The organism is Mesorhizobium escarrei (assembly GCF_935825525.1).
Classification (GTDB): Bacteria; Pseudomonadota; Alphaproteobacteria; order Rhizobiales; family Rhizobiaceae; genus Mesorhizobium; species Mesorhizobium escarrei.
Genome location: NZ_CAKXZT010000157.1, coordinates 121647 through 135982 on the forward strand (window position 1 = coordinate 121647; position 14336 = coordinate 135982).

Below are 14336 nucleotides of genomic sequence, written 5' to 3' on the forward strand. Positions count from 1 at the left end.
CCGATACCTCCCATATTCGGCGCATGGCCAAACTTCCTGACAAAAAGACGCCGCCGCCGGCGCGTGACGATCGCGCTTCGCCGCCCAAGCGGCGCAGTCCGCTGACCGATTTCCTCGATGCGTCGGAGCCGCTGCACAAGGGCGGTTTTGCCGAGGCGCCGCAGGCTGAATTCTCAGGCACGCCGCTGACCGGCTCGATCGCCGATTGGGCCGAGCAGATCGAGCAGGAAGCCGAAAAGGAAGGGCGCCAAATCTCCCCCCTCGAGGGGGAGATGTCGCCGAAGGCGACAGAGGGGGTCGCCGGAGGCAGCGCTCGGCACAAAGAAACGGCGAGTCCGGACGCACCGACCCCACCCGGCGGCTCCGCCGCCACCCTCCCCTCAAGGGGGAGGGAAGTCGCCAAGGCGAAAAAGATCCCTGAACGCTCCTCTTCCCCCGGCCGCACGGCACGCGGTACCTCCATGGGCGGCGCGGCTTCGGCACGGGAGCGCACCGCGGCCGGCCTCAACCCGGTCGCTGGCCTCGATGTTTCGCTGGAGGAAGCCGAGTCCATGGCCTCCGGCGGCGTCACCGCCACCGTTGCGGCGCTGTCGGCGCTGATCGAATCCGGCAACCCGCTGCACAAGGACGGCGTGCTGTGGACGCCGCATCGCCCGGCCCGGCCGGAAAAATCCGAAGGCGGCATCGCCATCAGGATGGTGTCGGATTTCGAGCCGGCCGGCGATCAGCCGACTGCGATCAAGGACCTTGTCGAAGGCGTCAACGACAACGATCGCACCCAGGTGCTGCTCGGCGTCACCGGCTCGGGAAAAACCTTCACCATGGCCAAGGTGATCGAGGAGACGCAGCGCCCTGCCTTGATCCTCGCCCCCAACAAGACGCTGGCCGCGCAGCTTTATTCCGAATTCAAGAAATTCTTCCCGGAAAACGCCGTCGAGTATTTCGTCTCCTATTACGACTACTACCAGCCGGAAGCCTATGTGCCGCGGACGGATACCTTCATCGAGAAGGAATCCTCGATTAACGAGCAGATCGACCGCATGCGCCATTCGGCGACGCGCTCGCTGCTGGAGCGCGACGATGTCATCATCGTCGCCTCGGTGTCCTGCATCTACGGTATCGGCTCGGTCGAGACCTACACGGCGATGACCTTCCAGATGCAGATCGGCGACCGGCTCGACCAGCGCGCCCTGCTCGCCGATCTCGTCGCCCAGCAGTACAAGCGGCAGGACATCAACTTCGTCCGCGGCTCTTTCCGCGTGCGCGGCGACACGATCGAGATTTTTCCGGCTCACCTTGAGGACCGCGCCTGGCGCATCTCGCTGTTCGGCGACGAGATCGAGGCGATCACCGAATTCGACCCACTCACCGGCCAGAAGACCGGCGAGCTGAAGAGCGTCAAGATCTACGCCAATTCGCACTATGTGACGCCACGCCCGACATTGAATCAGGCCATCAAGTCGATCAAGGAAGAGCTCAAGCAGCGGCTGGTCGAACTCGAACGGGCCGGCCGGTTGCTGGAAGCGCAGCGGCTGGAGCAGCGCACCCGCTTCGATCTCGAGATGCTTGAGGCGACCGGCTCCTGCGCCGGCATCGAGAACTATTCGCGCTATCTCACCGGCCGCCAGCCGGGCGATCCGCCACCGACCCTGTTCGAGTACATCCCCGACAATGCGCTGGTCTTCATCGACGAAAGCCATGTCACCGTGCCGCAGATCGGCGGCATGTATCGCGGCGACTTTCGCCGCAAGGCGACGCTGGCCGAGTACGGTTTCCGTCTGCCGTCCTGCATGGACAACCGGCCGCTGCGTTTCGAGGAGTGGGACGCAATGCGCCCGCTCTCCGTCGCGGTTTCGGCGACGCCCGGCGCCTGGGAGATGGAGCAGTCCGGCGGCGTCTTTGCCGAGCAGGTCATCCGCCCGACCGGCCTGATCGATCCGCCGGTCGAGGTGCGCCCGGCCAAGACGCAGGTCGATGATGTCGTCGGCGAAATCCGCGAAACGACCAAGGCCGGCTACCGTACGCTGGTCACCGTGCTGACCAAGCGCATGGCCGAGGACCTGACCGAATATCTGCACGAGCAAGGCATTCGCGTCCGCTACATGCACTCCGACATCGACACGCTGGAGCGCATCGAGATCCTGCGCGACCTGCGCCTCGGCGCCTTCGACGTGCTGGTCGGCATCAACCTTTTGCGCGAAGGCCTCGACATTCCCGAATGCGGCTTCGTCGCCATTCTCGATGCCGACAAGGAGGGTTTTTTGCGCTCCGAAACCTCGCTGATCCAGACCATCGGCCGCGCCGCCCGAAATGTCGACGGCAAGGTCATCCTCTACGCCGACCAGGTCACCGGCTCGATGGAGCGGGCGATGGCCGAGACCAACCGCCGTCGCGAAAAGCAGATGGAGTGGAACGCGGCCAACGGCATCACCCCGGAATCGGTCAAGTCGCGCATCTCCGACATCCTGGACTCGGTCTACGAGAAGGATCATGTCCGCGCCGACATCTCGCAGTTCACCGACAGCGCCGGTGCGATGATGGGCAACAATCTGAAAGCCCATCTCGACGCGATGGACAAGCAGATGCGCGACGCCGCCGCCAATCTCGACTTCGAGAAGGCGGCCCGCATCCGCGACGAGATCAAGCGGCTGCGCGAGATGGAACTGTCCATCTCTGACGATCCGCTGGCCAAATATGCCGACATGGAAAGCCCGGTTTCGGGCCGCGAAAAGGGCAAGCACAACAAGGGCCGCGCCATCCACCGCACGGTCGACGATAACGGCAAGCGGCTCTTCCGCAAGCCCGCGCTCGACGAGATGGGCGCCGACGGCGCCGTGCCGGTCAAGAAGCCGCTCTTCGCAAAACCCTCGCTCGACGCCATGGGCCCGGGCACCGACATGCCGACGCCCGCCGGCGCGGTGTCGCGCTCGCTGTTCAAGAAACAGTCGGCCGAAGAGGCGCACGGCTCCGATTTCGGCATCCCCGGCGAGCCGACCAAGCCGCTGTTCAAGAAGAACTCGCTCGACGAGATGACCGTGCGGCGCACGGAGAAACCGGTCGAAGGCAAAGTGCCGGCCAAGCCGCAGGCGATCTCCCCCCGTGTGGGCGCGAAGGAGCGCGACGATTCGGCCAAGCCCATTGTCCGCCAGCGTGCCGGCATCGGCTCCTACGAAGATCCAGCCGATGCCCGCCGTGAAAAGCGCCGCCCCGGCAAGACAGGGCGGCCCGGACGGTAGCGTTCCTTCGCGCCCCCCTCTGTCCTGCCGGACATCTCCCCCACAAGGGGGGAGATTGGCAGCTTCAGCGCTCAGCTCACTCCTAGACGACACTTGCCATCAGCCCCGCCCTTGGTGTAGCCAGTTTCTACAACTCGAACGTCTTGAAAGGAGGGCTGCGTGCATATCGACTACCACCGTCAGCGCGGCCCTGTCCCTGCCCTGCGAGCTTGCTTGCAGGGCTGACCAGAGACGGTCCGGGTTCTCCCGCTTCGATTTTCTTGGTCTGCCCTTCGTGGTGCTGCAACGCCGAGCCTGTTGGCCCGCCTGCGCACCGTCAAAGTGCATCGAACCGGAATTCATTCCGGGCAGACCAGAGAACCAGCATGGCCCTGATCAGTTTAAAATCCCTCGGCGTCACCATGAGTGCGCCGCTCTTTTCCAACCTCGACCTCAGCATCGGCACCGGCGACCGGCTCGGCATCGTCGCCGCCAACGGCCGCGGCAAGTCCACCTTGCTGAAATGCCTGACCGGCGAGATGGAGCCGACATCAGGCAACATCACCCGCACGCGCGGTCTGCGCGTCGGCTATGTCGAGCAAGCCATTCCCGCAGCACTGGCCGAGCACGGCTTTCAGCAGGTGGTGGCCAACGCCTTGCCGGCCGAGCAGGCCGAAAGCGAGCAATGGCGCGTCGATGTCGTTCTCGACTCGCTCGACGTACCGCAGCCGATGCGCGAGCGGCCGATGCGGGCCTTGAGCGGCGGTTGGCAAAGGCTGGCGCTGATCGCGCGCGTCTGGGTCACCGATCCCGACGTCCTGCTTCTCGACGAGCCGACCAACCATCTCGACCTCGCCAAGATCAGCCAGCTCGAAACCTGGCTGAACGCACTGCCGCGCGAGGTGCCGGTGGTGATTGCCAGCCACGACCGGGCGTTTCTCGACGTAACGACCAATCGGACGCTGTTCCTGCGCCCCGAAATGTCGCCGGTGTTTGCGCTGCCCTATTCGCTCGCGCGCGATGCGTTGAGCGAAGTCGATGCCTCGACCGAGCGCAAATTCCAGCGCGACATGAAGGTGGCGCAGCAATTGCGCCGGCAGGCGGCCAAGCTCAACAACATCGGCATCAACTCGGGCAGCGACCTTTTGACGGTCAAGACCAAGCAGCTCAACCAGCGCGCCCAGCGCCTCGAAGAGGTCGCAGCGCCGGCGCACCGCGAAAGATCGGCGGGCGCGATAAAGCTCGCCAATCGCGGCACCCATGCCAAGGTGCTGATCACGCTCGACGACGTGGCGGTCGAAACGCCTGACGGCACGCTGCTGTTCAGGACCGGCAAGCGCCATATCTGCCAAGGCGACCGCATCGTGCTGCTCGGCCGCAACGGTGTCGGCAAGTCGCGGCTGATCAGCCTGATCAGGAATGCCGTCGAGCCAGAGACGGCAACACAAGGCGTGAAGGTGACGCCGTCGACGGTGCTCGGCTACAGCGACCAGGCATTGTCGGGCATCAGCGGCGACGACACGCCGCTGGCGATGCTCTCGCGCAGATTCGACGTCGGCGAGCAGCGTGCTCGTTCGCTGCTGGCGGGCGCGGGCGTCGGCATCGACATGCAGGAGCGCAGGATCGGCGTGCTGTCGGGCGGACAGAAGGCGCGGCTGATGATGCTGGCGCTCAGGCTCGCCAATCCCAATTTTTATCTGCTCGACGAGCCGACCAACCATCTCGACATCGACGGCCAGGAGGCGCTGGAGGCGGAATTGCTCGCCCATCAGGCGAGCTGCGTGCTGGCATCACACGACCGCTCGTTCATCAGGGCGATCGGCAACCGTTTCTGGCTGATCGAGAAGCGGCGGCTGGCCGAGGTCGACAACCCGGAAGACTTCTTCCGATCGGTGGCAGAAACGGGCGGTTGAAGCTTTGCGGCAAAAAATTCCGTCAGACCTGTCGGATCATGGTCGCGCGCCATGTCCTTAGGATGCCGGCGCCAATCGAGGAGAGAGCATCATGTCCATTCTGTCGTCTGTTGGTCGCATAGCGGCCCGCTACTCGGCGGCTCGCGCCCGTTACTGCAGCGAGCGCGCCCTGCTTTCATTGCCGATCGAACTGCGCAAGGACATCGGCTGGCCGCAGATCGTCGTCGACGCGCAAAACAGCCGCCGGATTGCAATCTCCTTGTCTGAGGCAAGATGATCCGAGGCAAGATGAAGAGACCAACCGGCCGCAGCGGCGCCGTCATAAGCGTTGCGCGTCGCCCAGGGTCTGGTCTCGGCATTAAAAAAATGCATCTGACGTGTAGGATCGCCGCCGCTTCATTCGTCCTGTGGTCGCAAGGTCAAACCAAACGCAGAGAGGAGCAAAAAGATGAACGACCAGCCCCAAACCCAGCCTAAAGCGAAAGTCCTCGGCGGATTGACGCCCTACCTTCAGCTGGACGGCGCCTTCAAGGCTTCGGAATTCTATCAGAAGGCCTTCGGCGCCGAGCAGGTCTTCTTCTACCCGCCGGACGAGCAGGGCCGGACGATGCACATCCATCTCCACATCAACGGTTCGACGCTGATGATTTCCGACTTCTATCCCGAGCACGGAATGGCCCCGGTGAAGCCGCAGGGCTTCACCATGCAGCTGCATCTCGGCAGCGACGACATCGACGCCTGGTGGCAGCGCGCCATCGATGCCGGTTGCCAGGAAGTGATGCCGTTGCAAGTGATGTTCTGGGGTGATCGCTGGGGTAACATGCGCGATCCGTTCGGTGTCGAGTGGGCAATGAACGCGCCCGTGAAGGCCGCCTAGCGCCTTCTGTCCTTCTCCCCCTGTGGGAGAAGGTGGCCGCGCGAAGCGCGGTCGGATGAGGGGTGTTCCAGCTTGGCACCGACGGCACTCCGTCCAACACCCCTCAACCGTCTTGGCGCTGCGCGCCAATCCACCTTCTCCCACAAGAAGGGGAGAAGGAAAAATCCAACCCAAGGAGAAACAAAATGTCCTATGTCGATGGTTTCGTACTTGCCGTGCCAAAGGCAAATCTCGACGCCTACAAGGAGCTGGCAGAAGCAGCCGGCGCCGTCTGGAAGGAGCATGGTGCGCTCGCCTTTGTCGAATGCATAGGCGACGACGTGCCCTATGGCGAGGTCACCTCGTTCCCGCGCGCCGTGCAGGCCAAGGACGACGAAGTCGTCGTCTTCTCATGGGCCGTCTATGAATCGCGGCAGAGCCGCGATGCGGTCATGGCCAAGGTGATGGCCGACCCACGCCTGAAATCCGACTCTTCGGAGATGCCGTTCGACGGCAAGCGCATGATCTTCGGCGGCTTTCAGCCCTTCGTCGAGCTGTAGGCCCGCAACGTATTAAGCTAGCCGGTCGAGCAGCGGCTTGAGCCGGTCGCCATATCGTTTCCACAGATCGACCGAGCCTTGGTACATTGGCTGGCGCACCTGCGCCGCCGACGCCGTGCGCACCGGCCGGTCGGTCTCGTGGAACGACAGCACCGCATCGTCCCATGGCAGGCCGAGATAAGCGATCAGCGCCCGTGTCTGTCCTTCCTGGTCGGCGACGAAATCCTCGTAGCGCACATCATGCACGACATCAGGCAGAACGGTGCGCCAATGCGCCATGATGTCGGTGTAGAGATTGTGGAAATCGGCGAGCTCGCCGAGGTCGTAGCCGTAGCGGTGGCTGTCGCCGCGGAAATGCACCTTGTAGATCGACAGGCACGTCGCCGCCGCGTCGCGCGCGCAATGGATGATTCTGGCCTTGGGCAGCATCAGATGGATGAAGCCGATCAAAAGGAAGTTGCCGGGCATCTTGTCGGTGACATGCCGGAAACCCGGATAGCGGGCGTGCAGCAGGTCTAGATAGGCCTGGCCCGCCTCGGCAAACGCCTTGTCGGGCAGGTCGGCGATCCCGCTGGGGAAACCGCCCTTCATGCCCGGCGGAAACTGTTTTCCCACCGCCGTCTTCAATATGCCGAGCTCGCCCGCGCCAAAGACTTGCGGATGACTGGCGATGATCTGCTCGACCAGCGTGGTGCCGGAGCGCGGCATGCCGACGACGAAGATCGGCGTGTCGTCGACAATCCCGCTCGGTCTGTGTTTTTCGAAGAAGGTCTTGTCGAACACCGCCTTCATCGCCTCGAATTCGGCGCGTGTCTTGCCCGCATCATAGTCGATACCCGTGCGGCGGATGGTATTGCCTTCGGAGAAATAATCGAAGGCACGGCCATAATCCTTCAGATCGTCATTGGCCTTGCCGAGGCCGAAGGAAAGCTGCATGCGCGCCAGGCTGCCTTCCGGGGCCTTGGCGTGCTGCGCCTCCATCCCGGCAAGCTCGGCGTCGCGCTCCTGCTGGCGCTTGACCTGGGTGAGCATCAGCCAGGCCCTGGCCATGCCGGGATCGACCGCCAGCGCGTGCCGGAAATGCTCCGCCGCCTCTGCGAGGCTGCCCTTCTCCATCAGCCCGACGCCCAGACCGTGCAGCAGGTCGGCGTCCTTCGGCCGAATTGCCAATGCTTCGCGGAAGACGGCAAGCGCCTCCTCCAGCCGCCCAGCCTCCTGCAGCGTTTCGGCAAGCCCGATGCGGGCGCGGACATGGAACGGGTTGCGACCGATGGTGCCGCGATAAATCTCCTCCGCGCCCTCGAACTGGCCGAGTTGCTTCAGCGATGAGCCGAGATTGTCGCGCGCCGCGAGTTGGTCCGGCCGGATTGCCACCGCGCCACGGAAAAAATCGACGGCTGCACCGACACGGCCGAGGTCGCGCATCACCGTGCCGAGATTGTTGAGGAAATCTGGATTCTTGGGCTGCAGGCGCACCGACTGTTCGAGGAGATCAAGCCCTTCGGCGCTGCGCCCGGTCTGATGCAGCAGCAAACCGAGGAAATGTGCTGCCGCCGCATGATTGGCCTTTTGCGCCAGCACCTGCCGGTAGAGCATCTCGGCTTCCTGCCGGCGCCCCGCCTGATGCAATTGCAGTGCCTGCTGCACGCGCTGGTCGAGCCCCAGCGGCGGCTGTCCGCCTGAGCCGAAATTGCCGCCCGCGCCTGCCGGTCTTCTCGGATCTCTGTTGATGGGAAACCTGCCGTGTTTTGTCCGCCTGCCGCGATCTAGGCCATCGGCGCGGCAGGTTCAAGGGTTCGCAGGCCAGCTTACCGGAAATCCTGGGTTCATGGCCTGGCCAGCTCAGATCAAGCGGTTGGTCTCCGCAACCTGTCTGGCCCGCCGCAGCGTGCCGTCGGTATCGGCGATCTTGCGCCTTGCTGCCTCGTCACTTCGTATCGTCAGCCGTGCCGACATGACTTTCGCAGGCCCAGCGACCTGCTTGACAATCGGCTTGATTGTTACCGCCGAACCATCAGGTGTTTTCACGGAAACCATGGCTATTCCTTTCAGATCTAAATAAGAACCAGTGCCGGGACGAACTTTTCCGGCACAAGCGAAAACAATTCTTGTGAAGTGTCTGGACCGTATCACCATTTTATAATTAGCCCTAGAAAAGTAATTTTACCAAAAGATCGGCACCAGGCGGGAATCTTCTTGAATAAACCGCAATTTTGGATTAATGAATTGAGATCGTTTTTTGGGCCAAGCTTGGCATCTCGCGGCGTCAGAAGTTCTCGACCCGCCAAACTCATTCCAGATCGCCGATACCCAAATTGCCGAACAGGGACGCACGACCCTTAAGTCCCGGTGCCGCGAAGCGGGCACCACCTTATCGGATCCAAGCCGGGACGACACTTCGAGGCACGAGAATGTCTGGCCGAACTACCCATTCCATCGCGCATTTCGAGGCACCCTTCATGATTGGCGGCCTGGAAAGCCAATTGCCGGCCGGCGACTACGACATCGATCACGATGAGGAGCTTATCGACGGCATGTCATGGCTTGCCTGGCGCCGTGTCGCCACCTTCATCCATCTGCCGGCAAGGACGGTGAAAAGCCAGACCAGCCAATTGGTCGCCATCGACTTCGCCGAACTCGAAACCGCGTTGAGGCGCGACCAGGAGAATGCCGCATGATCCGCTTCCAGCAGAACGCGCGCCCGCGCACCGACACGCCCGCGCATCTCTTTGCGATCGGCCAGACCGTTCGCATGAAGAGCCGCACCGGCCTTGTTCAGAAGACCGCCGAGCTGTTCCAGATCAAAAGCAAGCTGCCGGTCAAGGACGGCTCGCCGCAATACCGCATCCGCAGCGACGAGGAGACCCATGAGCGGGTCACCACGGAAGACAACCTCGAAGTCGCCGACGATCCAAACAGCTAGCCGCCTAGGCTCCCACGACCGAGTTCATCGCCTGCCGCAAGGCGAGGCTGCCAGCCTAGCAAGAGGCACCGTGGACATAGATGGACCTCCCCGCCCACTCCCCGCCCGGAGACGGGGAGGAAACCAGCCTCTCAGCAGGGACGGTCGTCGACGATGCGATAGTCGGCCGCGCGAGCCTCGCAGGCGTTGGGAAAGGTGCGCAACTCGCCACCGCGGCGGGCGCAGACCGGGCGGTATTCGCGCGTGCAGAATGTCTGCTCGCCATCACCGCCACCGTCGCGGCACTGGCCGCCGCTGATAATGCGGTACCCGGCCCGCTCGGCAAGGCAGGCGTTGGCGAAGGTCTGGCGGTCGCCACCGCGCCGGGCGCAGACCGGATCATATTGTCTGGTGCAAAATTGCGGCTCGGGCCGAGGCGGGCGGTACCCCGGTCGGTCCTCCTCCACCACCACCGCGGTGCAGGCTGCAAGAACTGCCGACAGCAACAGGATGGCAAAACCCTGTCGCGAAAAGATTGCCGCAAGAAGTTTCATCATCTGACCTCCCTCGAGCCCCGCTCCAATGCATATCGCCCAAAAGCATGCCCACCGGGCCTGACCCGAGGGTGCGAAGCCGCTTGGGATAACGGCATGCGCTAAAAATGCAAAATGCGCCCCATTCCAAGCCAATCCTCGCCATTCCACCCGCCGAATGCAACCCCTGTTTGCAGGCTCCTGGCCGACTGGCCATGCGCGGCCGCTGCTATGGCCGATGACCGGCCCCGCTTTGTCGATGCCATGCGTGCGGATGCGCCCGGTGGCGCTACCTTGCAACCATCACGTTTCCGTGCGATAAATTTTGTGTTCGGGCATTTGCGACCCGGAGAGCGGAACGTTTTGGACGACCTTTCCCCGATACTGTGAATCTCTGACGGCCCCGTTTTTCGGCGGGGGTTCTAACCATGCGCCAATGCATGACTGCCGAAGCAACCACCGGGACTTGCCCACGGCGTCAGGCGGCGGGCAAACCACAAAGACTGACACGGGTGAAGGAGTTTCCCCAATGGCCCAGACCGGCACCGTTAAATTCTTCAACGCTACCAAAGGCTTCGGCTTCATCACGCCAGATGACGGCGCCAAGGATGTGTTCGTCCACATCTCCGCGATCGAGGCTTCGGGCCTGCGCACGCTCGTTGATGGCCAGAAGGTCACGTTCGATGTCGAGCCCGACCGCATGGGCAAGGGGCCGAAGGCGGTCAATCTCCGCGCGGACTGAACCGTCGGCGCACGTCCACCCGGGCGTGCCAGGAATGAGCCCGAGCCCCTCCAAAGGCCTTGAACCGGCTTCAGCGCCGGACCCGAGTTTTCGAAGGCGCGGCGGTTTTCGTCGCGCCTTTTTCGTGGCAGGCGGCAAGCCAAGGCTCGCAAAACTTTCTCTTGCCGATGACGCTAAAATAAACGACAAATTTCCACTCGGGCATTTGCCGGCCCGAGACTGGACTTGATGGGATCAAAGGAGCTTCCCATGCCGCAGACCGGCACCGTCAAATTCTTCAATCATGCCAAAGGCTTCGGCTTCATCACGCCGGATGATGGCGCGAAGGATGTCTTCGTCCATATTTCGGCCGTGCAGGCGTCGGGTCTTCCCGGTCTTGAGGATGGGCAGAAGGTAACATTCGACACCGAGCCGGACAAGCGCGGCAAGGGTCCGAAAGCCGTCAACCTGTCGATCGGCTGAGCCGAGTTCGAGACAGCGTCGGACGGTCCGCTGGCGCAGCTCCGCTCGTTGTTGAGCGTACGATATTTGTGCCTTGCGTCATGCCTGATCGATGAATCGACTGGTCCCAGCCGGCCAACTTCGTTCAGCCCCTGTTCAGCCACGGTCGCATACTAATCTTCGGTAAAGCCGGACCGCATCCCCCAGATTACCCGGGCCGCAGATTACCCGGGCCGGCATGAAGGAGATCGAGATGAACCGAATTTTCAAGACCGCCGTCCTGTCCGCCGCGATCGTTGCAACCACGCTCGCGACCTTGCCGGCGGCCAGCGCTGGTGACTGGCGCCACCGGCACCACCATCGTGGTAATGGCGATGCGATCGCGGCAGGCGTTCTTGGCCTCGCGGCCGGCGCCCTGATCGTTGGTGCGCTCAACAACCCGCAGCCCAGCTATTACGACCCCGGCTATGACGATTACGGTCGTTATCCACGGCCCGCCCCGGTGCGCCGCTACTACGCGGAACCGCAGGTCGTCTACAATGACGGCTATGCCGAGCCATGGACCCGCGGCTGGTATGAATATTGTTCGGATCGCTATCGCTCTTTCAACGCCCGCACCGGCACGTTCACCGGCTATGACGGCGAACAGCATTTCTGCACCGCGAACTGAGGCGCCCCTGCCCCCAAAAAAAGCGCTGTCGGCAAGGCCAGTGCTTTTTTGTTGTCGGCGTCTTTAAGGCAAGAGACCGATGCGCCTCGCGTGAGGCTCCTCAGCCACGACGCGTTCTAAGTTGTTGTTTTATGCATGTCGTATCGCAAAACCGCTGCACACCCTCGGTTCAACCCCGAGGGCGTGCTTTTGCGCGACATGCATTAAATCAGGAATGGATTGCTCCGGCGCTCCTCGCCGAAGCGGCCGCCGGGCCCATGGCCGCAGATGAAGCCGATGTCGTCGCCGAGCGGCAGAAGCTTGTCCTTGATCGAGGCGATCAGGGTGGCGTGGTCGCCGCCCGGCAGGTCGGTGCGCCCGACCGAGCCGCGGAACAACACGTCGCCGACATGGGCGAACTTCGCAGCACGATTGTAGTAGACGACATGGCCGGGCGCGTGGCCGGGGCAATGAAAGACTTCGAACGCGTGCTGGCCGAACGAGACGGTATCGCCTTCGCTGAGAAAGCGGTCGGGCACGCAGTTGCGCACCGGATCGGTGATGCCGTAGTGTTTCGCCTGCTTCTCGAGATTGGCTAGCAACGGGCGGTCGGCCTCATGCGGACCGATGATCTCGATGCCGAGCGCCTCCTTCAGTTCCATGGCGCCGCCGGCGTGGTCGATGTGACCATGCGTGATCCAGATCGCGCCGGCATTGATCGCATTGTCCTTGAGCACTGCCAGCACCTTGTCGATGTCGCCGCCGGGATCGACGACGACGCCCTGTCTGTCGTCCATGTCGAAGAGGATGGTGCAGTTTTGCTGGAAGGCCGTGACCGGCACGATGCCGGCGTTGAGCTGACCCATGATCGTCCTTTCGCTGTGTCGCTTCTGATTTAGAGACACACGCGAACGTCGTCCACCGCATCCGGCTGTCGCGACAACGCAACAAACAAAGAAATGGGCGGCCGAAGCCGCCCATGTAAAAATTTGCGATAACGACATGCATAAACAACAACCTAAAGCGCGTCGCGTGAGGTCGGTCGAACGCGACGCGCTTTAGGCTTACTTCTTCGTCGCATTCATGACCGCGCCGATGATGGCCGTCAGAATGGCGCCACCACCGGCGCCGCCGACGATGTTCTCCACATTCAGCGCGCTGCCCAATCCGCCCGTTGCCGCCGCGGCCGCCGCCGGATCGATCGTGCCACCGCCGAGCAGGCTGCCGAGGATGGCCGCACCGCCGACGCCGCCGAGGGCGCCGCCCAGGATTTTGGTAAGCTGCCCCATTGCCGCTGTCTTGAGCGCCGCGCCCACCGCCTGGCCACCGATGACACCCGCAATCACCTGAACAATGATCTGAAGAAGCGTGTTCATGTCCATTCTACCAGTCCCTCCATAGCCGCCAGCCTCCCGGGCCGACAGCATCATGAGACGCCGAATTGGACCAAAGTCAAATGCAGAAGCGCTTAAATAAAAGGGGCGGCCAGAAAACCGACCCTACTTATAAAAAAAGCTGTGACTTTCGTTATTCTGCAGCAATCGCCTGCTTGGGCTGAACGGCTGCAGAATAGTCGTTCATCAGAGTCTTGGCGATTTCGCCCACCTCGAATCGGTATGGACCGATCTCAGAAACGGGCGTCACCTCGGCCGCCGTTCCAGTGAGGAAGCACTGCTGAAAGCCTTCGAGCTCTTCCGGCATGATGGTGCGCTCGATCAGCTCGAAGCCGCGATCCTTGGCAAGGCCGATCACCGTACGGCGGGTGATGCCGTCGAGGAAGCAATCGGGGGTGGGTGTGTGGATCTTGCCGTCCTTGACGAAGAAGATGTTGGCGCCGGTCGCTTCCGCAACCTGGCCGCGCCAGTCGAGCATCATGGCGTCGGCATAGCCCTTGGCTTCAGCGGCATGCTTGGACATGGTGCAGATCATGTAGAGGCCGGCAGCCTTCGATTTCGACGGCGCGGTGCGCGGATCGGGGCGGCGCCATTCGGCCAGGTCGAGACGGATGCCCTTCAGCTTCTGTGCCGGATCGAAATAGCTCGGCCACTGCCAGATGGCGATGGCGCAGTTGATCCGGCTGTTTTGCGCCGAAACACCCATTTGTTCGCTGCCGCGCCAGGCGATCGGCCGGACATAGGCATCCTGAAAACCCTGCTTCTTCAACAGCGTGCGGCATGCGTCGTCGATCTCGGCAACCGAATAGGGAATCTTGAAGCCGAGCAGGCGTGCCGATTCGTGCAGGCGCTCGCTGTGGTCGGTCAGCTTGAAAATCTCGCCGCCATAGGCGCGTTCGCCCTCGAACACCGCGCTGGCGTAGTGCAGGCCATGGGTCAGCACGTGGATCTTGGCGTCGGCCCATTGGACGAACTCGCCGTTCATCCAGATAAAGCCGTCCATTTGGTCAAAGGGAACGGATGCCATGGTAACCTCCCGCGGGCGGCCGCCCGCACATTATCGTTGCGCGTTTCTTGTCAGCCGCACCGGGCGGCCGGTATCTCAAAGCGTAGGCGGATATATAAGGTCTG

The 14336-nt window shown here is 62.7% G+C and carries 16 protein-coding genes; 10 read left to right on the forward strand and 6 right to left on the reverse strand.

Features of this window, described 5'->3' with window-relative positions; translation table 11 throughout:
* Positions 1–23: 23 nt before the first annotated feature.
* From uvrB to NMG80_RS28985, 5 genes are all read left to right on the forward strand, one after another.
* Positions 24–3236: an excinuclease ABC subunit UvrB gene (uvrB, locus tag NMG80_RS28965; protein WP_254021267.1), complete on the forward strand. Its 3213-nt coding sequence runs from the start codon at positions 24–26 to the stop codon at positions 3234–3236.
* Positions 3237–3601: 365 nt separating this feature from the next.
* Complete coding sequence (locus NMG80_RS28970; protein WP_254021268.1) at positions 3602–5128, forward strand: ABC-F family ATP-binding cassette domain-containing protein; 1527 nt, start codon at positions 3602–3604, stop codon at positions 5126–5128.
* 91 nt (positions 5129–5219) lie between these two features.
* Positions 5220–5405 (forward strand): hypothetical protein, encoded by a 186-nt coding sequence (locus NMG80_RS28975; RefSeq protein WP_254021269.1) that lies wholly within the window; start codon positions 5220–5222, stop codon positions 5403–5405.
* Positions 5406–5576: 171 nt separating this feature from the next.
* Positions 5577–6005 (forward strand): VOC family protein, encoded by a 429-nt coding sequence (locus NMG80_RS28980; protein WP_254021270.1) that lies wholly within the window; start codon positions 5577–5579, stop codon positions 6003–6005.
* 185 nt (positions 6006–6190) lie between these two features.
* Positions 6191–6544 carry a DUF1428 domain-containing protein gene (locus NMG80_RS28985; protein WP_254021271.1) on the forward strand — a complete coding sequence of 118 codons (354 nt, stop codon included), beginning with the start codon at positions 6191–6193 and terminating at the stop codon, positions 6542–6544.
* Positions 6545–6556: 12 nt separating this feature from the next.
* Here NMG80_RS28985 and NMG80_RS28990 read toward each other — a convergent pair whose 3' ends face one another.
* Complete coding sequence (locus NMG80_RS28990; protein WP_254021272.1) at positions 6557–8191, reverse strand: tetratricopeptide repeat-containing sulfotransferase family protein; 1635 nt, start codon at positions 8189–8191, stop codon at positions 6557–6559.
* A gap of 195 nt (positions 8192–8386) precedes the next feature.
* Positions 8387–8581, reverse strand: a complete 195-nt coding sequence (locus NMG80_RS28995) for a hypothetical protein (protein WP_077379952.1) — start codon at positions 8579–8581, stop codon at positions 8387–8389.
* Positions 8582–8955: 374 nt separating this feature from the next.
* Here NMG80_RS28995 and NMG80_RS29000 point away from each other — a divergent pair, with 374 nt between their 5' ends.
* Positions 8956–9222, forward strand: coding sequence for a hypothetical protein (locus NMG80_RS29000; protein ID WP_254021273.1), 267 nt, complete (start codon positions 8956–8958; stop codon positions 9220–9222).
* On the forward strand, positions 9219–9467 hold the full coding sequence (locus tag NMG80_RS29005) for a hypothetical protein (RefSeq protein WP_077379956.1): 249 nt from the start codon (positions 9219–9221) through the stop codon (positions 9465–9467). Before NMG80_RS29000 ends, NMG80_RS29005 begins: the two co-directional genes overlap by 4 nt.
* Before the next feature lie 131 nt (positions 9468–9598).
* Here the strand turns inward: NMG80_RS29005 and NMG80_RS29010 are convergent, their stop codons facing one another.
* Positions 9599–10000 carry a Kazal-type serine protease inhibitor family protein gene (locus NMG80_RS29010; RefSeq protein ID WP_254021307.1) on the reverse strand — a complete coding sequence of 134 codons (402 nt, stop codon included), beginning with the start codon at positions 9998–10000 and terminating at the stop codon, positions 9599–9601.
* Positions 10001–10508: 508 nt separating this feature from the next.
* Here NMG80_RS29010 and NMG80_RS29015 point away from each other — a divergent pair.
* From NMG80_RS29015 to NMG80_RS29025, 3 genes are all read left to right on the forward strand, one after another.
* Positions 10509–10721: a cold-shock protein gene (locus NMG80_RS29015; protein WP_023799871.1), complete on the forward strand. Its 213-nt coding sequence runs from the start codon at positions 10509–10511 to the stop codon at positions 10719–10721.
* 249 nt (positions 10722–10970) lie between these two features.
* Positions 10971–11183, forward strand: a complete 213-nt coding sequence (locus NMG80_RS29020) for a cold-shock protein (RefSeq protein WP_006202521.1) — start codon at positions 10971–10973, stop codon at positions 11181–11183.
* A 232-nt stretch (positions 11184–11415) separates the two neighbouring features.
* Positions 11416–11832, forward strand: coding sequence for a BA14K family protein (locus tag NMG80_RS29025; RefSeq protein WP_254021308.1), 417 nt, complete (start codon positions 11416–11418; stop codon positions 11830–11832).
* A gap of 203 nt (positions 11833–12035) precedes the next feature.
* Here NMG80_RS29025 and NMG80_RS29030 read toward each other — a convergent pair whose 3' ends face one another.
* From NMG80_RS29030 to NMG80_RS29040, 3 genes are all read right to left on the reverse strand, one after another.
* The gene (locus NMG80_RS29030) at positions 12036–12677 is read right to left on the reverse strand and encodes an MBL fold metallo-hydrolase (RefSeq protein WP_254021274.1); all 642 of its coding nucleotides are present in this window, start codon (positions 12675–12677) and stop codon (positions 12036–12038) included.
* 198 nt (positions 12678–12875) lie between these two features.
* On the reverse strand, positions 12876–13193 hold the full coding sequence (locus NMG80_RS29035; protein WP_254021275.1) for a hypothetical protein: 318 nt from the start codon (positions 13191–13193) through the stop codon (positions 12876–12878).
* A gap of 145 nt (positions 13194–13338) precedes the next feature.
* Complete coding sequence (locus NMG80_RS29040; RefSeq protein WP_254021276.1) at positions 13339–14232, reverse strand: branched-chain amino acid aminotransferase; 894 nt, start codon at positions 14230–14232, stop codon at positions 13339–13341.
* Positions 14233–14336: the final 104 nt, after the last annotated feature.